The sequence below is a fragment of the Microbacterium sediminicola genome (genome assembly GCF_039531125.1).
Taxonomy (GTDB): domain Bacteria; phylum Actinomycetota; class Actinomycetes; order Actinomycetales; family Microbacteriaceae; genus Microbacterium; species Microbacterium sediminicola.
Genome location: NZ_BAAAPL010000001.1, coordinates 1346353 through 1366038, shown reverse-complemented (window position 1 = coordinate 1366038; position 19686 = coordinate 1346353). Strand labels below are relative to the sequence as shown.

20 protein-coding genes are annotated in these 19686 nt (G+C 68.9%); 16 read left to right on the top strand and 4 right to left on the bottom strand.

What is annotated here, in order from left to right:
* Window positions 1-5 precede the first annotated feature (5 nt).
* Entirely contained in the window at window positions 6-575 is a 570-nt protein-coding gene (locus ABD206_RS06375; protein WP_344070520.1) for a TetR/AcrR family transcriptional regulator, read from the bottom strand.
* Between the two features lie 171 nt (window positions 576-746).
* Between ABD206_RS06375 and ABD206_RS06370 the strand changes: the two genes are divergently transcribed.
* The 10 genes from ABD206_RS06370 (at window position 747) to ABD206_RS06325 (ending at window position 9725) form a co-directional block, all read left to right on the top strand.
* Complete coding sequence (locus tag ABD206_RS06370; protein WP_344070519.1) at window positions 747-1115, top strand: FKBP-type peptidyl-prolyl cis-trans isomerase; 369 nt, start codon at window positions 747-749, stop codon at window positions 1113-1115.
* A gap of 105 nt (window positions 1116-1220) precedes the next feature.
* Window positions 1221-1781, top strand: a complete 561-nt coding sequence (locus ABD206_RS06365; RefSeq protein ID WP_344070518.1) for a YceI family protein — start codon at window positions 1221-1223, stop codon at window positions 1779-1781.
* Between the two features lie 260 nt (window positions 1782-2041).
* Window positions 2042-2311: a 30S ribosomal protein S15 gene (rpsO, locus tag ABD206_RS06360; RefSeq protein ID WP_261166117.1), complete on the top strand. Its 270-nt coding sequence runs from the start codon at window positions 2042-2044 to the stop codon at window positions 2309-2311.
* 190 nt (window positions 2312-2501) lie between these two features.
* Window positions 2502-3467, top strand: coding sequence for an iron uptake transporter permease EfeU (gene efeU / locus ABD206_RS06355; RefSeq protein WP_344070515.1), 966 nt, complete (start codon window positions 2502-2504; stop codon window positions 3465-3467).
* The gene (efeO, locus tag ABD206_RS06350; protein ID WP_344070513.1) at window positions 3448-4680 is read left to right on the top strand and encodes an iron uptake system protein EfeO; all 1233 of its coding nucleotides are present in this window, start codon (window positions 3448-3450) and stop codon (window positions 4678-4680) included. The genes efeU and efeO overlap by 20 nt, the downstream gene beginning before the upstream one ends.
* Window position 4681: 1 nt before the next feature.
* On the top strand, window positions 4682-5974 hold the full coding sequence (gene efeB, locus ABD206_RS06345; RefSeq protein ID WP_344070511.1) for an iron uptake transporter deferrochelatase/peroxidase subunit: 1293 nt from the start codon (window positions 4682-4684) through the stop codon (window positions 5972-5974).
* Window positions 5975-6040: 66 nt separating this feature from the next.
* Window positions 6041-6928: an alpha/beta fold hydrolase gene (locus ABD206_RS06340; protein WP_344070509.1), complete on the top strand. Its 888-nt coding sequence runs from the start codon at window positions 6041-6043 to the stop codon at window positions 6926-6928.
* A gap of 98 nt (window positions 6929-7026) precedes the next feature.
* Window positions 7027-8250, top strand: a complete 1224-nt coding sequence (locus ABD206_RS06335) for an LLM class flavin-dependent oxidoreductase (RefSeq protein ID WP_344070507.1) — start codon at window positions 7027-7029, stop codon at window positions 8248-8250.
* Window position 8251: 1 nt separating this feature from the next.
* A complete protein-coding gene (locus ABD206_RS06330) occupies window positions 8252-8896 on the top strand; it encodes an FMN reductase (RefSeq protein ID WP_344070505.1) in 645 nt (214 codons plus the stop codon).
* 130 nt (window positions 8897-9026) lie between these two features.
* Window positions 9027-9725: a class II aldolase/adducin family protein gene (locus tag ABD206_RS06325; RefSeq protein WP_344070503.1), complete on the top strand. Its 699-nt coding sequence runs from the start codon at window positions 9027-9029 to the stop codon at window positions 9723-9725.
* On the opposite strand, the gene ABD206_RS06320 is transcribed toward ABD206_RS06325, so the two are convergent.
* Window positions 9716-10333 carry a DedA family protein gene (locus tag ABD206_RS06320; protein WP_344070501.1) on the bottom strand — a complete coding sequence of 206 codons (618 nt, stop codon included), beginning with the start codon at window positions 10331-10333 and terminating at the stop codon, window positions 9716-9718. The genes ABD206_RS06325 and ABD206_RS06320 overlap by 10 nt on opposite strands.
* A 161-nt stretch (window positions 10334-10494) precedes the next feature.
* Here ABD206_RS06320 and ABD206_RS06315 point away from each other — a divergent pair, with 161 nt between their 5' ends.
* The 6 genes from ABD206_RS06315 (at window position 10495) to ABD206_RS06290 (ending at window position 18280) form a co-directional block, all read left to right on the top strand.
* On the top strand, window positions 10495-12519 hold the full coding sequence (locus tag ABD206_RS06315) for a glycosyltransferase (RefSeq protein WP_344070500.1): 2025 nt from the start codon (window positions 10495-10497) through the stop codon (window positions 12517-12519).
* A gap of 248 nt (window positions 12520-12767) precedes the next feature.
* Complete coding sequence (locus ABD206_RS06310; protein WP_344070498.1) at window positions 12768-15023, top strand: polyribonucleotide nucleotidyltransferase; 2256 nt, start codon at window positions 12768-12770, stop codon at window positions 15021-15023.
* 214 nt (window positions 15024-15237) lie between these two features.
* Window positions 15238-16263 (top strand): aldo/keto reductase, encoded by a 1026-nt coding sequence (locus ABD206_RS06305; RefSeq protein ID WP_344070496.1) that lies wholly within the window; start codon window positions 15238-15240, stop codon window positions 16261-16263.
* A 118-nt stretch (window positions 16264-16381) separates the two neighbouring features.
* A complete protein-coding gene (locus tag ABD206_RS06300; RefSeq protein WP_344070494.1) occupies window positions 16382-16984 on the top strand; it encodes a histidine phosphatase family protein in 603 nt (200 codons plus the stop codon).
* 40 nt (window positions 16985-17024) lie between these two features.
* On the top strand, window positions 17025-17840 hold the full coding sequence (gene dapB, locus ABD206_RS06295) for a 4-hydroxy-tetrahydrodipicolinate reductase (protein WP_344070492.1): 816 nt from the start codon (window positions 17025-17027) through the stop codon (window positions 17838-17840).
* The gene (locus ABD206_RS06290) at window positions 17837-18280 is read left to right on the top strand and encodes a hypothetical protein (RefSeq protein WP_344070490.1); all 444 of its coding nucleotides are present in this window, start codon (window positions 17837-17839) and stop codon (window positions 18278-18280) included. Before dapB ends, ABD206_RS06290 begins: the two co-directional genes overlap by 4 nt.
* Here the strand turns inward: ABD206_RS06290 and ABD206_RS06285 are convergent.
* Together ABD206_RS06285 and ABD206_RS06280 are read right to left on the bottom strand one after the other, a co-directional pair.
* A complete protein-coding gene (locus ABD206_RS06285; protein ID WP_344070488.1) occupies window positions 18277-19191 on the bottom strand; it encodes a TIGR01777 family oxidoreductase in 915 nt (304 codons plus the stop codon). The genes ABD206_RS06290 and ABD206_RS06285 overlap by 4 nt on opposite strands.
* Window positions 19184-19609, bottom strand: coding sequence for an OsmC family peroxiredoxin (locus tag ABD206_RS06280; protein WP_344070486.1), 426 nt, complete (start codon window positions 19607-19609; stop codon window positions 19184-19186). Before ABD206_RS06280 ends, ABD206_RS06285 begins: the two co-directional genes overlap by 8 nt.
* Window positions 19610-19686: the final 77 nt, after the last annotated feature.

Below are 19686 nucleotides of genomic sequence, written 5' to 3'. Positions count from 1 at the left end.
CCTTCTCAGGCGTCGAAGAGCCGTGTGACAGCCTCGTCGTGTGCCGCGTCGAGAGCCTCGACGGGGGTGCCCGCCAGAAGTTCGAGCTGCAGACCTCGCCAGAGGACCATGAGCTGCACCGCGGCCCGCGCTGCCGTCGCCTCGTCGAAACCGTGGGATCGGAAGGCGGCGCCGATGCCCCGCGGCCAATGTGTCGCGAGGACATCCAGGTGGGTGCGGTTGGCCTCAGGTGCGCGCACAGCCGCGGCGAACGCCTCGAAGAACAGGGTCAGATACGCGGTGTTCTCGGGTGCCCGCAGGCGCCGCCATCCCGTCCGGAGGTTCTCGACGAGGTCGCCGGGATCCGACAGGCCTGGGATGAGCGCGTGGAGATCCGGAAAGCGTTCGTAGGCGGTGTGGATCGCCCGCGCGAACAACTCTTCCTTCGAACCGAAGTAGTAGAGCAGCATCCGGTTGTTCGACCCGATGGCCCGGGCAAGCTCCGAGAGTGACACGGCCACGACGCCACGTTCGAGGATGACGTCCGCGGCAAGCCCGAGCAGGCGCTGGGCCTCGGGGGAGTCCTCGCGTATCACTCGCCCAGCATAGGCGGACAAAGACTCAGCGCCCGGTGCCGCGGCGATGCCTGCGAGTCTTCCGAGCGCTGAGTTGAACTGTCTTCAGGATGCTCCTGGCTCGGTGCTGTGTCAAGGGGACTTCGGTCCCATCGCGTTGACGGTGCCCGCGCCCTCTGGTGGGATGGATGCATGACACAAGATCGCACCAAGCCCGAGATCGACGCTCCCCAGGGGGATGCGCCGGCCGACCTCGTCATCCGTGACATCATCGTCGGCGACGGCGCCGAGGCCCAGCCCGGTGACAGCGTCACCGTCCACTACGTGGGCGTCGAGTTCGAGTCCGGTGAGGAGTTCGATTCCTCCTGGAATCGGGGCGAGACCATCCAGTTCCCGCTGCGCGGCCTGATCCAGGGATGGCAAGACGGCATCCCCGGGATGAAGGCTGGCGGTCGTCGCGAGCTCATCATCCCGCCGCACCTGGCCTACGGCCCCGCGGGTGGGCACTTCCTGGGCGGGAAGACCCTCATCTTCATCATCGATCTGGTTGCCGTCGGCTGACGCGAGCAAAATCATTTCCATTCCTGGGAATAGATTCAAGTGAATGGTGTTGAGTCCTCGTGAGGGTGGCCGCTGGGGCCGCTCGCATGATCCTGGAGGATACAGATGACCGACACCGTGCTCGAGCTCCCCGGCTACCGCGCCGGCACCTGGGTACTCGACCCGTCCCACAGCGAAGTCACCTTCTCGGTGCGCCACATGATGATCTCGAAGGTGCGGGGGAACTTCGGCGTCAAGAGCGCCACGATCGTCGCGGGCGAGAACCCGCTCGACGCTCAGATCACCGCATCCGTGGATGTCGCATCCGTCGACACCAAGGACGAGGGCCGCGACGGTCACTTGCGCTCGGCGGACTTCTTCGACGTCGAGAACCACCCCACGATGGACTTCGTGTCCACCGGTGTCCGTCGGGTCGGTGACACGCTCCTCGTCGACGGTGACCTGACCATCCGCGGCGTGTCGAAGCCGGTGACCTTCGAGGTCGAGTTCGGCGGCTTCGGCTCGGACCCGTGGGGCAACTACAAGGCGGGCGCGACGGCCAAGACCGTCATCAACCGCGAGGACTTCGGGCTCGTGTGGAACGCCGCTCTCGAGTCGGGCGGCGTGCTGGTGGGCAAGGACGTCACGATCGAGCTCGATCTGCAGGGCAGCATCCAGGCCGACTGAGGCCGGTGTTCTCGGAGGGGGCGGGTGCTGCGGCATCCGCCCCCTCTGTATGTACGCGGATCGCGATCGGCACCGCGTAGAGGTGCGCGACGACCATCGGCACCAGTTCCGGCACGGGGCGCATCGGGACGGCGAACGCGCTGCCCGGGAGATGGAGACCTGGTAGACTCTGGAGGTTGCCGTTTGATCGGCCGCGGATAAAGAGAGCTCGCGCACAAGGCGACGAGCACCGCGCAGCAAGGAGAGAGGGGATCGAATCTATGGCACTGGAAGCAGACGTCAAGAAGGCGATCATCGAAGAGTACGCAACGCACCCCGGTGACACCGGTTCCCCTGAGGTGCAGGTCGCGCTGCTGTCGCAGCGGATCAAGGACCTCACCGAGCACCTCAAGGAGCACAAGCACGACCACCACTCGCGTCGTGGCCTGTTCCTGCTCGTCGGTCAGCGCCGCCGCCTGCTCGGCTACCTCCAGGACATCGACATCGAGCGCTACCGCTCGCTGATCGAGCGTCTCGGTCTTCGCCGATAAGCGCGATCGCGTACATCGTCTTCGCAAGAAGGGTCGCCCCGTCCGGGGCGGCCCTTCTTCACTTCCGCGAGCGCAGCCGGCTCCCGCTCAGTGGGACTGATTCCGCTCCACCCGGCGGCCTGGGATACGATTAGGCTTACCTAATCTTCGCGCGCGGCGCCGCGCGGACCCCAGACCCGGGAAAGCAATCGTGTTCGCTACCTTCCTCATCGGCATCCGCGAGGGCCTCGAGGCCGCGCTGGTCGTCGGCATCCTCGTCGCCTACGTGACGCAGCTCGGACGCCGCGACATCCTGCCGCGGCTCTGGGTCGGCGTCGCGGCGGCGGTCGCGCTCGCGGTCGCACTGGGAGCGATCTTCACCTTCGGGGCGTACGCCCTGACCTTCGAGGCGCAGGAGATCATCGGCGGAACGCTCTCGCTCGTGGCCGTCGCGATGGTCACGTGGATGATCTTCTGGATGCAGGCCAAGGCACACACGATGGCCTCCGACCTGCGCACCGGCGTCGACCGAGCGATCGCGACGGGCGGACTGTGGGGGATCGTCATCCTCGGGTTCGTCTCCGTCGCACGCGAGGGAATTGAGACGACGCTGCTGCTCTGGTCGATGGTGCAGTCCTTCGGCGACGCCCCCGCAGCGCTCCTGGGTGCACTGCTGGGGCTGCTGACCGCGGTGCTGCTCGGATGGCTCCTGGCACGAGGGATGCTGCGCCTCAACCTGCGCGTGTTCTTCACCTGGACCAGCGCGTTCCTCATCATCGTCGCAGCCGGCGTGCTCGCCTACGCCATCCACGATCTCCAGGAGGCCGGCGTACTGCCGGGACCTTTCACCGCCCTCGCACCGGTGGATGCCACAGGTGCCGTCGCCGTCGGCTGGGCCGCTTTCCCGTTCGGGTGGGCGTTCGATCTGTCGGCGGTCATCGCGCCCGGATCCGCCCTGGCGGCCGTCCTGCAGGCCACGATCGGCTTCATGCCGCAGATGACCTGGCTGCAGGTCATCGCGTGGGCGCTGTATCTCACGATCGTCGGCACCATCTTCGTCCGGCGCGCCCGGCGCTCGGCGCCTCGTCCGCAGGCGGCGACTACTCCTTCGACTTTCCCTTCCGGTACGACATCCGACTCCCGCAATAAGGAGCCCCATGCCCTTCCCCTCCCGTAGCCTCGGCGCCCTCGCCGGTGTCACCCTCGGCGCGATCGTCCTGGCAGGGTGTGTCGCGCGCGCCGATCTCGAGTCGGCCGACTCGATCGCCGTGACCTCCACGGACTCGACCTGCGAGGTCTCGACCGACGAGGCGACCAGCGGCACCGTGACGTTCGAGATCACCAACGCCGGCAGCCAGACCACCGAGTTCTACCTGCTCGCCGATGACGGCCTGCGCATCGTCGGTGAGGTCGAGAACGTCGCGCCGGGCGTCTCCCGTACGCTGACCCTCGTTGCGCAGCCGGGCGACTACTACACCGTCTGCAAGCCCGGGATGCTCGGCGACGGCGTCGGAAAGGCGGCGTTCACCGTGTCCGGCGAGGCCGTCACCGTCGATGCGGAGGACGCTGAGCTCAAGCAGCAGGCGGTCGAGCTGTACGCTGCGTTCGTCAAGGATCAGGTGGGGCAGCTCGTTCCCGCCGTCGAGGAGTTCGTCGCGGCCTACGAGGCCGGCGACGACGAGACTGCTCGGGCGCTGTTCCCGCTCGCGCGCGCGTTCTACGAGCGGATCGAGCCCGTCGCCGAAGCGCTGGGAGATCTCGACCCGCGCATCGACTACCGCGAGGTGGATGCCGTCGCCGAGGGTCTGGACTGGACCGGATTCCACCGCATCGAGAAGGACCTCTGGGTGCCCGCCGAGGACGCGCTCAACTCGGACGACGTGACCCCGGCGTGGCAGGACTGGGCGCCCTCGACGGCAGCGGAGCGTGCGGTGTTCGGCGATCTGCTCATCGCCGACGTCCAGGAGCTCTACGAGTACGTCCACAGCGACGCCTTCGCGGAGGACCTGGCCGCGCAGGGGATCGCCGGCATTTCCAACGGCGCGATCGCCCTGCTCGACGAGGTCGCCTCCGGCAAGATCAGCGGTGAAGAGGACTGGTGGTCGGGAACCGACCTGTACGACTTCGCTGCCAACGTGGAGGGGTCCAAGATGGCCTTCTCGCTCGTGCGCGACTTCGCCCTGTCGTCGGGCGAGGATGGCGAGGAGCTCGTCGCGCAGATCGACGCCGGCTATGCGGCGCTGGAGACCGAGCTCGCCCGCTTCGGCTCGCTCGAGGACGGTTTCGTCTCGTACGGTGAACTCACCGATGCCGACCGCCGCGACCTGTCGGACCAGATCAACGCGCTCGCCGAGCCGCTGTCCCAGCTCACGGTGACGATTCTGGAGTGAGATGACCGAGCACGATGCGCCGACACCACCCGCGGCGGCGGGTCTGAGCAGACGGGGTCTGTTCGGGCTTGCCGCAGGTGCGGGTGTCGGCGGTCTCCTCGTGGGCTCCGCTGCCACGGCGGGCGTCGTTGCGGCGTCCTCCGCGAATCAGGCATCCGCCGCCGGCGTGCACCCGTTCTTCGGTGCGCATCAGGCCGGGATCATGACCCCGGTGCAGGACCACCTGCACTTCGCCGCCTTCGACATGATGGCCGGCGCCACGCGCGAGGACCTGATCGAGCTGCTCCAGGACTGGAGCTACGCCGCCTCGCGGATGACGCAGGGCCTGGATGTCAGTGCGACAGGCGCCGTCGGAGGATCGCCGGAGGCGCCGCCGGATGACACCGGCGAGGCGCTCGGTCTGCCCGCCAGTTCCCTGACGGTGACGTTCGGGTTCGGCCCGACCCTCTTCCGCGACGGCTCCGGCGTCGATCGTTTCGGTCTCGCCGGGCGTGCACCGGCGGGATTCGATGCGCTGCCGGCGTTTCTCGGTGACGATCTCGACCCGACCTACACCGGTGGGGATCTCTGCGTTCAGGCGTGCGCCGACGATCCGCAGGTCGCCGTACACGCGATCCGCAACCTCAGCCGCATCGCCTTCGGCCGCGCGAGCCTGAGGTGGTCGCAGCTGGGGTTCGGTCGCACCTCCCGCACGACGGCCGATCAGCAGACCCCGCGCAACCTCTTCGGGTTCCGCGACGGTACGGCGAACATCCTGGCCGATGACGAGCACGCGCTGCGCGACCACGTGTGGGTGGATGCGACGGCAGGGCCCGCGTGGCTCGCGGGCGGCTCGTACCTCGTGGCCCGCAAGATCGCGATGACCATCGAGACCTGGGACCGGGTGAGGCTCAGTGAGCAGGAGCGCATTACAGGGCGGGCCAAGGGGTCGGGTGCGCCGCTCAGCGGTGGCGACGAATTCACGGATCCCGATTTCGCGGCGACCGACGCCGCGGGCGCGACGCGCATTGATGCGACCAGTCACGTCGCTCGTGCGCATCCGGTGAACAATGCCGGCATCCGGCTCCTCCGGCGCGGGTACAACTACGTGGACGGAAACACCGCCATCGGACGCCTCGATGCCGGGCTATTCTTCCTTTCGTTCCAGAACGCGCCCGATCGGTTCGTGACGGTGAACAAGGCCGTCGTCACCGATCTGATGGCCGAATATCTGACGACGATCGGATCCGGTGTGTGGGCGATTCCGCCGGGCGCCGCGGAGGGATCCTACGTCGGCGCCGACCTGCTCGCCTGAGCGCCGCTGGTCCTCGGCGAATCGCGATGGCGGTCAGCCTCGCCGCCAGGGTAGTGTCAGCCACCTATGACGGTGATCGACGACGCCCGCGAACGCGATCGCGCCATTCCCGACCTGGACTGGACGCTGTTGCCGCCGCGTGCCCGGCGAGATGTCGTGCGCGCGCCCAGCGGCGATCTGGCGCGCATCAGCCTCGGGGAGGCGGGTGCGCCCCGGGTGGTCCTCGTGCCCGGGGTGACCGGGTCGAAGGAGGACTTCGTCCTCATGCTCCCGCTGCTGGCCGCGGCCGGCTACCGCGTCGAGTCGTACGACATCGCCGGCCAGTACGAGTCGGCCGCAGCCGGTCCCGAAAACCTCGAGCCGCCGCGCGCGGCGTACGACTACAGACTGTTCATCGACGATCTCGTGACGGTGCTCGAGGACGGCGCTGCGCCGGCACATGTGCTCGGTTACAGCTTCGCTGGAATGGTCGCCCAGCAGACTGCGGTCCGGCATCCTCACCTGTTCGCGAGTCTGACGCTGCTGTCCACGCCGCCGGCGGTCGGCCAGGTGTTCGCAGGTGTGAAGCGGATCGGGCGCTTCTCGCACCTGGCGTCTGGACGCACCGGTGCGGGCCTCATGCTGTGGGGTGTGCGCAACAACCTGAACAAGGTTCCACCGCGGCGGCTGGAGTTCGTGCGGGCGCGCTTCGCCCACACCCGTCGGCGCAGCGTCGACGAGATCGTCGGACTGATGATGCGGATGCCGGACGTCACCGCCGAGGTGCGCGCACTCGAGATCCCGAAGCTCGTGGCTACGGGTGCGCATGACCTTTGGCCGGTCGCGCAGTACGAGCAGTACGCCGCACGGATCGGGGCCGGCGTCGCGGTGTACGAGACCGGCCACAGCCCCTGTGAGACTGCTCCGCATCAGCTGGTGCGCGACATGCTGGCCCTGTTCGCGGCGCGATCCTGACTTCCCGGGAATAGATTCGACGCGCAGACGTTGGGTGAGATATACATTCACTTGAATAAATCGCCACGGAGATCCCGGCGGCGAGGAAGCGGATCATCATGAACACCCCCGAAAACCAGCCGGCGGTGCAGTTCGGCATCTTCTCCGTCAGCGACATCACGGCGGACCCGACGACGGGCCACACGCCCAGCGAAGCCGAGCGCATCCGCGCGACGCTTGAGATCGCGAAGCACGCCGAAGAGGTGGGGTTGGATGTCTTCGCGCTCGGCGAGCACCACAACCCGCCGTTCTGGTCCTCGTCGCCCACGACGACCCTCGCGTACATCGCGGCCCAGACCGAGCGCCTCATCCTCTCGACGGCCACGACCCTGATCACCACCAACGACCCGGTCAAGATCGCGGAGGATTTCGCGATGCTCCAGCACGTGTCCGGCGGCCGTACCGATGTGATGCTCGGACGTGGCAACACCGGCCCCGTCTATCCGTGGTTCGGGAAGGACATCCGTCAGGGGCTGCCGCTGGCGATCGAGAACTACAACCTCCTCCACAAACTGTGGCGTGAGGATGTCGTGGACTGGGAGGGGAAGTTCCGCACGTCCCTGCAGGGCTTCACCTCGACGCCGCGGCCGCTCGACGGTGTCGCCCCCTTCGTCTGGCACGGCTCGATCCGGACGCCCGAGGTCGCCGAGCAGGCCGCCTACTACGGTGACGGGTTCTTCGCGAACAACATCTTCTGGCCCAAGGAGCACTTCCAGCGGCTGGTCTCGCTCTACCGTCAGCGCTTCGAACACTACGGGCATGGCACCCAGGCCCAAGCGATCGTGGGTCTGGGGGGTCAGGTGTTCATGCGCACGAACTCCCAGGACGCGGTGCGCGAGTTCCGGCCCTACTTCGACAACGCTCCGGTCTACGGTCACGGCCCCGCCATGGAGGACTTCACCGAGATGACGCCGCTGACCGTCGGGTCTCCGCAGCAGGTGATCGACCGCTACGCCGGGATGCGCGAGACCTTCGGCGACTATCAGCGGCAGCTCTTCCTCATCGACCACGCGGGTCTGCCGCTGAAGACGGTGCTCGAGCAGCTCGACATCCTCGGCGGCGAGGTCGTTCCGGTCCTGCGCAAGGAGCTCATGGCGAATCGTCCCGCGGACGTCGCCGACGCCCCCACGCACGCGCGCCTCGTCGCCGCTGCGGGTGGCGCGCGTGAAGCCCGCCCCCGCGCCAACCGCGGCGATAACCTGACTGCCGGGACCCCGTATCAGGACACCCCGGCTCCTGCCGGCTCCGCGTTCGGGGCTGCGGCAGCGCGACAGGGGGCGTGACATGTCCGCTCGTCGCGTCGCCGTCATCAGTGCCGGGCTCTCGACGCCCTCATCGAGCCGCATGCTCGCCGACCGACTCGCGGTAGCGACGTCCGCGGCGCTGTCGGTGCGGGGCGCCGATGTGATCGTGGACGCGATCGAGCTGAGAGATCACGCTCACGCGATCACCGACAACATGATCACCGGGTTCGCGCGTCCGGAGCTGGAGGCCGCCATCAACGCCGTGGTCTCGGCGGACGCGATCATCGCCGTCACACCGGTCTTCTCCAGCAGCTATTCCGGGTTGTTCAAGTCCTTCATCGACGTGCTCGATCCCGATTCGCTGCGGGGAACGCCCGTGCTCCTCGGTGCCAACGGCGGGACACCGCGCCATTCCTTGGCGCTGGACTATGCGCTGCGTCCGCTCTTCGCCTACCTGCATGCAGATGTCGTCCCGACGGGCGTGTACGCGTCCTCCGCCGACTGGGGAGGCGTCGACGAGGGCATCGCGCCCTTGGCGGAGCGTATCGAGCGAGCCGGCCGCGAGCTGGCCGAGGCGATCACCCGGCGTGAACCTGCGCGCATGGCCGACCCGTTCGACCCCGACAGCTATCTCGGTGAGGGGCGCTCGTTCGGGCATCTGCTGGGAGGACTCGCCGGCGAATAGTCGATCGATGAGGCGGCGCCAAGGGTTGCGCGTTGCGCAGCCAAAGGTTGCCGCCTCATCGCTGCCGAGCGAACGGCGCCGGTTGCTACGGTCGGGCTCGGCGCAACGATGCGCCGGGAAGGCGGCGGCCGTGCCGGATCGACACGAACTTCGCGAGCAGCTCGCAACAGCGACGAGGATCCTCGCCCGACACGAGATGATCGGCATGTTCGGTCACGTCAGTCTGCTGACCGACGATCCGACGCGCTATCTGATGTGTCCCGGTGCCGGAAAGCGCAAGGACCGCTGTCGCCCCGAAGACGTGCTCGAGCTCGGTCTCGATGATGAGTTCGAAGTGGGGCGCCCCCTCGAGATCTACATGCACGCGGCGATGCACCGGGCGCGGCCGCAGACCCGATCCCTGGTCCACGTCCACTCGCCGAACCTCACCGCTTTGTCGGCGATGGCCGAGCCTCCGACCGAGCTGCTCATGGTGCACGCGGCGTTCTGGCCCGAACGTATTCCGCTGTGGGACCGACCCGAGCTGATCACGAGCCATCCCGTCGCAGACGAGATGGTTGACCTCATGGGCGACAGCGCGATCGCTCTGCTGCGCTGGCACGGTGCGGTCATCGTCGGATCGACGATCCAGGAGGCCGTCTTCCGCACGGTATTGGCCGAGTATCACGCCGGCCTGCTGCTCACCTCGCTGGCCCATGGCCGCCCACTCGCTCCGGTGACCGTGGACCGGGAGGCGCTGTATACCGCGATGCTCCCACCGGCCACGCACCTGCTGAACTGGAGATTCGAGAGCTCCTTCGTGGAACTGGACCCGCTCGATCAGGCGTGACCCGATCGAGCGCGTTCATCGCGCCCGCGGCTGATCCGGGTGACGCCGACGTCCACGATCAGGCCGAGGAGCACCGCGACCGTGATCGAGAGGATCACGGCGGCCAGGGGGCCACCGGGGAGAAGTGTGGCCACGATCGCCCCCACCGCCGCCTGATAGAGCGCCCAGGCGCCGGCCGCGATGCCGACCATCGTGAGGTAGCGCGGCGCGGGGACTCGTGTCGCACCGGCCGTGAGATTCACGGCCAGTCGCGCAAAGGGGATGAATCGGGCGGTGAAGACGACGGTCGCGCTGTTGCGCTGCAGTCGCCCCCCGGCCCACTCGATCGCCCCCGCCACGCGGCGCGTCCGCATCCAGCGCCATCGCCGCATACCCACGCGTCTGCCCAGGATGTACACGATCGCATCCCCTGTGAAGGCGGCGAGCCCCGCCAGCACGATGACCGCCCACAGCGGTGGGGATCCCACGGTGACGGCGAGCGCGCCGAAGGCCGTGACGGCGATCTCTCCCGGCACGAGAACCAGGAGGCTGTCGGCCAGGACCAGACCGAACATCGCCCACAGGGCCCAGGGGCTTGTTCCGAGCCCGACCAGGACATCGTCGATCACCTCTTCTGAGTATCAGGCGCCGGTGAACGGCACGCGAACAGCGGGCGCCGGGATGAACGCCGCGATGCAACGGGTGAACGGGAGCGGCGATCGGATGAACAGTGGGCGACCCTTGCCGCTGATTCCCGTCTGCGGGTGGGTTGTGGCCGCACTCTGGATGCGTGAGAGTCGCGCTGCTTGCGGAGTCGTTTCTCCCTCATATGAACGGGGTCACCGGTTCGGTGCTCCAGGTCCTTCGCCACCTCGCGAGCGAGGGGCATGAGACCCTCGTGATCGCGCCCCGCGCCGGCGATGTGGACGCCGATCTCCACGGCGCGCGGACGACACTGCTGCGCTCGGTCCCGTTGCCCTCGTACCCGCAGGTCCGCGTGGTCTTCCCGCGCGCGGCGAAGCTGGCGGCAGTTCTGCGCGAGTTCCGACCCGATGTCATCCACCTGGCTTCGCCGTTCGTGCTCGGCTGGCAGGGCGCGGTCGCCGCGGACGCCCTCAAGGTCCCGGTCGTCGCCATTTACCAGACGGACGTGGTCGCGTACGCCGAGAAGTACGGGCTGCCCGCGGCCACCGCGATCGTGCAGTCCCATGTGACCCGGCTCCACCGTCGCGCGACGCTCACGCTCGCGCCCTCCAGCGCTTCGATCGCGCAGCTTGAGACGCTCGGCGTCGACCGCCTGCGCCGGTGGGGGAGAGGGGTTGACGCCGAGCGCTTCCGCCCCGAAAGGCGCAGCGATCTGTGGCGCCTCGCGACCGCACCGGATGAGACGATCATCGGCTATGTCGGGCGCCTGGCGCCCGAGAAGCAGGTCGAAGATCTCATCGCGGTGCACGACATCCCCGGCACGCGTCTCGTGGTCGTGGGCGATGGACCCTCGCGCCCGGCGCTGGAGAAGGCCCTGCCGCGGGCGATCTTCCTCGGGCACCTGTCGGGGATCGAGCTGGCCACCGCGATGGCCGGGTTCGACGTGTTCGTCCACCCCGGCGAGAGCGAGACCTTCGGTCAGACCATTCAGGAGGCGCTCGCCAGTGGTGTTCCCGTCGTCGCGACGGGGACGGGGGGTCCTGTCGACCTCGTCCGCTCGAGCGTCGACGGCTGGCTGTACCGGCCCGGCGACCTCGCCGACCTGCGCGCCCGCGTCTGCGACCTGGTGGGCGATGAGTCCAAGCGAATGGCTTTCGCCGCTGCGGCGCGCGAGTCGGTGCGAGACCGCACCTGGACTGCGCTCGGGCATCAGCTCGTCGGTCATTACGAAGAGGCCCGTTCGCTCCGGCCCATCGACGATGCACTCTTCGCGCGCGCTGCGACCCGTCCCGCCATGCCCCCGGCGCCGGTGGCGGCGGGGGCGCCGAAGTGGAAACGGTTCGTGGCGCTCGGGGACTCCCTCACCGAGGGTCTGTGCGACACCTCGCGGATGCCGTCGGGGCAGTACCGCGGGTGGGCCGACCGCCTCGCCGAGCTTCTCGCCGGCGCGCGGGAGGCCGCCACGCACCCCGGCGCGGAGCCATTCCGCTACGCGAACCTCGCCGTGCGCAGCCGCAAGATCCGCGACCTCGTCGACGAGCAGGTGCCGCGCGCGCTCGCGATGACGCCTGACCTCGTCTCGGTGTTCATGGGGGCGAACGATCTCGTGAGCCGCGGCGCCGATCCTCTCGCGCTCGCGCGGGAGCTGGAGGGGGCCGTCCGCGAGCTGCGCGCCCGTGGCATCGACGTCCTGCTGGTCGGTCTCATGCTCCCTCGGCGCCACCTGGCGATGATCTTCGCCCGGCGCGTGGCGGTCTACAACTCCGAGATCCGCCGCATCGCGGCATCCACCGGTTGCATGCTGCTCGACCTGGACGCGCTGCCGGAGATCAGCCGACTGGAGATGTGGGCCGACGACAAGGTGCACCTGCGCTCGCAGGGTCATCGATTCCTCGCCTATCGCGCCGCCGAGGCGCTCGGGGTGCCCTACGCGGACGAGCTGTCGAACCTGGACACGGCTTTCCACGAGGACGACGCCCCGCGGCCGCGGGGATGGCTCGCGCGCGATGCCCTCCCGTGGATGTGGCGACGCCTGCGCGGGCGCACAGCGGGGGATGGCATGGTCGCCAAGCACGACGACTACGTGACGATCGCGCGCCCGAACACGTCGGTCGTCGGCGCGCACCCCGACGCGGGCCCCGCGCCGATAGGGAAGCAGAGCCCGCGCTGATAGGATCGTGAAGGTTGCCGTATGGCATCCGCTCAACTTCACAGTGAGCTCCTGGAGCAGGCCGGCAGGAAGCTGGTCCCCTGTGGTGGATTCCTCGTCGCGAGAGCGCCGGGTGGTCTTCTACTGGTGGCCAGCGCAGGCGGTGGGCGCGATCGTGCCCGCCCGCCGGAATCTGCCTGTTCCTGCTCCTTCGCACGTGCTCGCGCGCCACACGGGTGCGCGAGTCGAAACAAAGAAGGAGAGACCTCTTGGAAGGTCCAGAAATCACCGCCGCCGAAGCTGTCATCGACAACGGCCGCTTCGGCACCCGTACTGTCCGGTTCGAGACCGGACGCCTCGCCCAGCAGGCGCAGGGAGCGGTCGCCGCATACCTCGACGAGGAGACGATGCTCCTGTCGGCGACCAGCGCCGGCAAGCACCCCCGTGAGGGCTTCGACTTCTTCCCGCTGACCGTCGACGTCGAAGAGCGTTCGTACGCCGCGGGCAAGATCCCCGGTTCGTTCTTCCGTCGTGAGGGCCGCCCCTCGACCGAGGCGATTCTCGTCTGCCGTCTGATCGACCGGCCGCTGCGCCCGTCGTTCGTCGGCGGACTGCGCAACGAAGTCCAGATCGTCGTCACCGTGCTCTCGATCGCACCGGGCGAGTTCTACGACGCGCTCGCGATCAACGCCGCGTCGGCCTCGACCCAGATCTCCGGCCTGCCGTTCTCGGGCCCGATCGCGGGTGTCCGCCTGGCGCTCATCCCCGGCCATGGCGACCACGCCGACCAGTGGGTCGCGTTCCCGACGGCAGCCCAGCTCGAGGACGCGGTCTTCGACCTGATGGTCGCCGGTCGTGTGCTCGCCGATGGTGAAGTGGCCATCATGATGGTCGAGGCCGAGGCCACCGAGGGCAGCTGGAACCTCATCAAGGGCGGGGCGACCAAGCCCAGCGAGGACGTCGTGGCAGCCGGCCTCGAGGCCGCCAAGCCCTTCATCAAGGTGCTCGTCGCCGCGCAGGCCGAGATGGCTGCGACCGCGTCGAAGGAGCCGGGCGTCTATCCCGTCTTCCCGCCGTACGCCGATGAGGTCTTCGACTTCGTCTCCACGCGCGCCTTCGGCGAGCTGGCGAGTGTGTACCAGATCGCCGACAAGCAGGAGCGTCAGGACGCCGACGACGCGATCAAGGACCGCGTCAAGGCAGAGCTCGCCGCGGCCGTCGAGGCGGGCGAGCTGCCCGCCACCGCGCTCGCCGAGTTCTCGGCCGCGTACAAGTCGGTCACCAAGAAGATCGTCCGTGGACGCATCCTCTCCGAGGGTGTCCGTATCGACGGTCGTGGTCTGGCGGACATCCGTCCGCTGGATGCCGAGGTCCAGGTGATCCCGCGCGTGCACGGTTCGGCGATCTTCCAGCGCGGCGAGACCCAGATCATGGGTGTCACCACGCTGAACATGCTCAAGATGGAGCAGCAGATCGACTCGCTCTCGCCCACGACGAGCAAGCGCTACATGCACCACTACAACTTCCCGCCGTATTCGACCGGTGAGACCGGCCGCGTGGGAAGCCCGAAGCGTCGTGAGATCGGTCACGGCTTCCTCGCCGAGCGTGCCCTCGTCCCGGTCCTGCCCTCGCGCGAGGAATTCCCCTACGCGATCCGCCAGGTCTCCGAGGCCCTGGGCTCCAACGGCTCGACCTCGATGGGCTCGGTCTGCGCGTCGACCCTGTCGCTGCTGAACGCCGGTGTGCCGCTGCGCGCACCGGTTGCCGGCATCGCGATGGGTCTGGTTTCCGACACGGTGGACGGTGAGACCCGCTACGCGGCCCTCACCGACATCCTCGGTGCCGAAGACGCCCTCGGCGACATGGACTTCAAGGTCGCCGGCACCAGTGAGTTCGTGACGGCGATCCAGCTGGACACGAAGCTCGACGGCATCCCCTCGTCGGTGCTCTCGGCTGCGCTCACGCAGGCCAAGGAGGCACGTCTGACGATCCTCGGCGTGATCAACGCCGCGATCGACAGCCCGGACGAGATGGCTCCGACCGCGCCCCGCGTGATCAGTGTCCAGATCCCCGTCGACAAGATCGGCGAGCTCATCGGCCCCAAGGGCAAGACGATCAACGCGATCCAGGACGCCACCGGCGCCGACATCTCGATCGAAGAGGACGGCACCGTCTACATTGGCGCCGTGGACGGCCCTTCTGCAGAGGCTGCCCGCGCGCAGGTCAACGCCATCGCCAACCCCACCAACCCCGAGGTCGGCGAGCAGTTCCTGGGCACGGTCGTCAAGATCGCGACCTTCGGCGCGTTCATCTCGCTGCTCCCCGGCAAGGACGGCCTGCTGCACGTCTCCGAGGTGCGCAAACTCGCCGGCGGCAAGCGTGTGGAGAACGTCGATGACGTCCTCTCGGTCGGTCAGAAGCTCCTCGTGCGCATCACGAAGATCGACGACCGCGGCAAGCTGAGCCTGGAGCCTGTCCTCGACGACGCTCCCGCTGAGGCTGCCGAGGCACCCACCGAAAGCTGATCCGCAGTCCCCATCAGAAGCGCCCGGTCCGCGAGGATCGGGCGCTTCTGTGTTGCTGAAGGTATGCGTGATCGAAGCGTTATCAAATATTCACGGCCTGGTTGCCGGGGACCGCTCCCACACTGCACCGACGCCGTACGCTCGAAGAACGCACCGAGTGGTGCGTCGGAGAGCGCGGCTCCCCTCCGCGTGTACTTCGGCGAGGGGTGAGGCAATGGCCGTTTTCGGTATCGGCGCCTCGGCAGCGCCCGATTCCGGCGCACAGCCGGCGGCCCACCCTTCCGCTCCCATTCCGGTGCAGGGACCGCCGCTCGGATCCCATGTGCGGGTGCCACTCGGCGAGACCGGAATGTCGGTGTTCCCCCTCATTCTCGGCGGCGGCGAGTTCGGCTGGACCGTGGACATGTCGGTCAGCCACGACATCCTCGACACCTACCTCGCTACGGGCGGCAACGCGATACACACCGCTGACAGCTACGCCGGAGGGCGCAGCGAGCACATCATCGGGCGCTGGATGGCGCACCGCGGCGTGCGTGACGAGATGGTCCTTGGGGTGCGCATCGGCGGACACCCCGACCACCCGGGACTCGGGCCCGTCGAGCTCGTGCGCGCCGTCGAGGGATCTCTGACACGGCTGGGCACCGATCGCATCGACATCCTCTACCTGGATGCTCGAGCGGCAGCCGCCGCGCCGCTGGAAGAGACCCTCGCGACCGCGGAATGGCTCGTGGAGGCGGGCAAGGCGCGGGCGATCGGCGCGGTCGGCTACCGTGCCGAGCAACTCGTCGAGGCCCGCATCCTGTCGGCCGCCGGCTACCCGCGGATCACGGTGCTTGACGTGCCGTTCAACGTCGTGCGCCGTTCGGAGTTCGACAGCGATCTGCGCGTGGTGGCGCAGGCGCAGTCGATGGCGGTCACCCCCTCGCACGCGCTGGAGCACGGCTTCCTCTCGGGGCTGCACCGCGCGCGGGTCTCCGCGCCGCTCTCGGTGCGCGCGAAGCAGATGACCGCCAACCTCAACCGTCGGGGGACCCGGACTCTGAAAGCGCTGGATGCGATCGCGGCCGAGCTGCAGACGACCGATGCCGCCGTCTCGGTGGCGTGGTTGCTCGCCCAGCGGGTCGTCACCGCGCCGATCGTCAACGCGTTCGCCCCGCACCAGGTGGAAGAACTCGTGCAGGGCGTCGGGATTCGCCTGACCCGCTCGCAGCTGGCAGACATCGCGCGCGCCGCCGAGTAGCCGCTCCCGCCGGAGGCAGGCGACGGGGCTGGGGAGTCGCACCGCGGTGCGACGGGGGTTCCGGGTAGGGTGGATGGGATCCCGCAGACCGCGTGACGGCCCGTGACTTCTCAGTACTGTGACTCATTACATCTATCTCGTACGCCCCGGCGAGCATCTCGACGCCGAGCACGGACTCTCCGATGGCCCCCTCTCGCCGAGAGGGCGCCGCCAAGCGTCTCTTCTGGCCGAGCGCCTCTCGGGGGTTCCCTTCGAGGCTGTCTGGCACTCTCCCTTGGATCGGACGACCGAGACCGCGCGGGTGATCGCCGAGCGGATGCCGTCGGTGTCACCGCAGCCCTCGTCGCTGCTGTTCGACTGCGTGCCGACCGGGATGCACGAAGAAGCGCCCGCCGTCTTCGAGCCGTACTTCGGCTCGGTCACCGAAGAAGAGGTGGAAGCGGGGCGCGCGCAAATGGCCGACGCGGTCAATGCCTTCCTCGTGCGCAAAACCGGCGACATCCACGAACTGCTGATCACCCACAACTTCGTCATCAGCTGGTTCGTGCGCGAGGTGCTCCAGGCTCCGGAGTGGAAGTGGATGACCCTCAACCAGGCCAACTGCGCGATCACCGTGCTCTCCCAGCGCCCCGGCCGTCCCTGGTCGCTCTACTCGTACAACGACGTCGCTCACCTGCCCGTCGAGATGCGCACGGGTCTGCCCGAGCCCTACGGGTTCTGAGTACCGATGGTGCGGGGCCCGGCGCGGCTAGGCTGAGATCATGAGCACGCGCGTCGCCGTCGTCGGGGCCACCGGCAAACTCGGCCGGGTCATCAGCCAGGTGGTCGCAGACACGGAGGGATTCGAGCTGTACGCGCAGCTCGGGTCGCGTTCGGCGCTGTCGGAGATCGCGGGAGCCGATCTCGTCGTGGATGCCACGACCCCGGCCGTCTCGATGGACGTGGTGCGTGCGGCGGTCGAGCGCGGCATCCCGATCATCGTCGGCACCTCAGGCTGGTCGGCGGAGCGGATCGCGAGCGTGCGTGCGCTGGTGACCGCGGCCGGCACCGGGGTGTTCTTCGTCCCGAACTTCTCGTTGGGCTCGGTACTGGGCTCGGCGCTCGCGGCGGCTGCCGCGCCCTTTTTCTCCTCGATCGAGATCGTCGAGTCGCATCGCTCGACCAAAATCGACTCGCCCAGCGGCACCGCCGTGCGCACCGCAGAGCTGATCGCGGCGGCTCGATCGGAGGTCGGTCCCGTCGACGCGCCGCACGTCGATCAGCGGGCCCGCGGCCAGCAGGTGGCGAGTGTGCCCATCCACTCGATGCGGCGACCGGGAGTCGTTGCGCAGCAGAGCGTTGTCCTGTCGGGCCCGGGGGAGACGCTCACGCTCACCCACGACACGGTCGACCCGGCCGCGGCCTACAGCCCCGGCATCCGTCTCGCGCTGGCGGCAGCCGCGGATGTGCGCGGCGTCGTGGTCGGATTGGACAGCTTCCTGGACATCGGTATCGGCCGACCCGTCGACGCCGGCGCCGACGATCCGGTGGACGATGGCGGCGTGTCCGGCCAGGTCGCGCGCACGACCGGCATATGAGGGCGCGCATCGCCGTCGCCGTGATGGCGGCCCTGCTGCTGTTGTACATCGTCCTGGTCGGCCAGCGCGCCTGGCTTCTGCTGCTCAGCGGCGACGGCGTCGGGATCGCCATGGGTGTCGCGCTCGTCGTGCTCCCGGTGATCGCGGTCTGGGCGCTGGGGCGCGAGCTGTGGTTCGGTGTGCGGGCGGAGCGACTGGGCAGGCTCCTGGAGGCCGAGGGTGGCCTTCCCGACGAGATCGTCGACGTGCGCCCCAGCGGGCGCGTGCTGCGCGCCGAAGGCGACGCCCTCTTCCCGCGGTATCGCGCAGAGGCTGAGGCGGCGCCGGACAGCTGGCAGGCCTGGTACCGGCTGGGCCTCGTGTACGACGCGGCAGGGGACCGGCGGCGCGGGCGGGAGGCCGTGCGCCGCGCGATCGGGCTCCAGCGCGCTCAGCGCTAGGCGTTGTCGGCCACCGCGGCGTGCACCGCGTGCTCGGCCGTGGGGTGGGTCCAGATGAAGCCGCTGGCGCGCAGCGCGTCCGGCTCGACATGCGCGTCGGTCAGCAGCAGGGCGGATGCCGCGTCTCGGCCGAGAGCCAGCCGCAACGCCCACGCCGGGGCCCGCAGCAGGTAGGGACGGTTCAGTTCTTGCGCCAGGGCGAAGCCGATGTCGTTCGCCGTCGCGCGCGCAGGCCCGGTCAGGTTCACCGGGCCTGTCAGGCGCCGATGAAGGATGTGGGTGATCGCACCGACGGCATCCGGGTACGAGATCCATGGCCACTCCTGAACGCCGCGGCCGAGCGGCCCCGACAGGCCTGCACGGGTGAGCAGGATCAAGGGCTTGAGCACTCCGTCTTCGTGGATGACGGGGGCGGTGCGCAGCGTCGTGATCGGTGTCTGCGCGCCCGCGCCGGCCGCGGCGGCCTCCCACTCACCGCAGACGTCGGCGAGGAACCCCTCACCGCGCGGCGAGCCCTCGGTGACGGGACCGCTGGGGACGGCGCCGTAGTAGCCCACGGCGGAGGCGGAGACGAAGTGCGGGGCATCCGCGCCGCGGGCGCGGATCGCCTCGGCGAGCACGCGCGTCGGCGTGACCCGCGACCACAGCAGCTCATGCCGGTAGCGGCGCGTCCAGGGCAGTCGTCCGATGCTGGCGCCGTTGAGAGCGACGACGGCGTCGACGCCGTCCAGCACGGCTGGATCCAGTCGCGCCCCCTCCTGCAGCCAGGAGATCTCATCGGTGCCCACGGGCGGTCGACGAACGAGGGTCGTCACCCGCACGCCGTCCGCGCGCAGCCGGGCAGACAGCCCTCGCCCGAGCAGGCCGGATCCTCCGGCCAGCACGACGTGCCGCAGGGGGCGATCAGGCAAGCGTCGCCTCGAGGGTGATCTCGATCCCCGCGAGTGCCGCGGAGACGGGGCAGCCGGCCTTCGCCTCGGCGGAAATCCGGTCGAAGTCCTCGGCGCTCAAGCCGGGGACGGTCGCCTCCACGTTGAGGTGGCTGCCGGTGATACCGGTGCCCGGGACGAAGGTGACGGCCGCCGAACAGCGGATCGACTCCGGCGGGGTGCCGTGCTGGGTGAGGGCGTGCGAGAACGCCATCGAGAAGCACGAGGCGTGCGCAGCGGCGATGAGTTCCTCCGGCGTCGTCGTGCTCGAGGAACCCTCGCTACGCGCCTTCCAATCGATGCCGAAGGTGCCGATGTGCGAGGAGTCGAACGTGACGTTCCCGGAGCCCTCGGCAAGGCTGCCGTTCCAGACGGTGGTGGCTTCGCTCGTGACGGACATGGAGACCTCCCTGGTCGCGGGCGCCCACCGTGGGCGCATCGCGGTCAGCCTAACCGGCTGCGGCGCTGTCCGGCCAG

What these genes read in the sequence shown, in the direction of transcription:
- ABD206_RS06370 (WP_344070519.1), top strand. Translation starts at nt 747, where the DNA reads ATGACACAAGATCGCACCAAGCCCGAGATCGACGCTCCCCAGGGGGAT.
- ABD206_RS06365 (WP_344070518.1), top strand. Translation starts at nt 1,221, where the DNA reads ATGACCGACACCGTGCTCGAGCTCCCCGGCTACCGCGCCGGCACCTGG.
- rpsO (WP_261166117.1), top strand. Translation starts at nt 2,042, where the DNA reads ATGGCACTGGAAGCAGACGTCAAGAAGGCGATCATCGAAGAGTACGCA.
- efeO (WP_344070513.1), top strand. Translation starts at nt 3,448, where the DNA reads ATGCCCTTCCCCTCCCGTAGCCTCGGCGCCCTCGCCGGTGTCACCCTC.
- efeB (WP_344070511.1), top strand. Translation starts at nt 4,682, where the DNA reads ATGACCGAGCACGATGCGCCGACACCACCCGCGGCGGCGGGTCTGAGC.
- ABD206_RS06340 (WP_344070509.1), top strand. Translation starts at nt 6,041, where the DNA reads ATGACGGTGATCGACGACGCCCGCGAACGCGATCGCGCCATTCCCGAC.
- ABD206_RS06335 (WP_344070507.1), top strand. Translation starts at nt 7,027, where the DNA reads ATGAACACCCCCGAAAACCAGCCGGCGGTGCAGTTCGGCATCTTCTCC.
- ABD206_RS06330 (WP_344070505.1), top strand. Translation starts at nt 8,252, where the DNA reads ATGTCCGCTCGTCGCGTCGCCGTCATCAGTGCCGGGCTCTCGACGCCC.
- ABD206_RS06305 (WP_344070496.1), top strand. Translation starts at nt 15,238, where the DNA reads ATGGCCGTTTTCGGTATCGGCGCCTCGGCAGCGCCCGATTCCGGCGCA.
- dapB (WP_344070492.1), top strand. Translation starts at nt 17,025, where the DNA reads ATGAGCACGCGCGTCGCCGTCGTCGGGGCCACCGGCAAACTCGGCCGG.
- ABD206_RS06290 (WP_344070490.1), top strand. Translation starts at nt 17,837, where the DNA reads ATGAGGGCGCGCATCGCCGTCGCCGTGATGGCGGCCCTGCTGCTGTTG.
- ABD206_RS06280 (WP_344070486.1), bottom strand. Translation starts at nt 19,609, where the DNA reads ATGTCCGTCACGAGCGAAGCCACCACCGTCTGGAACGGCAGCCTTGCC.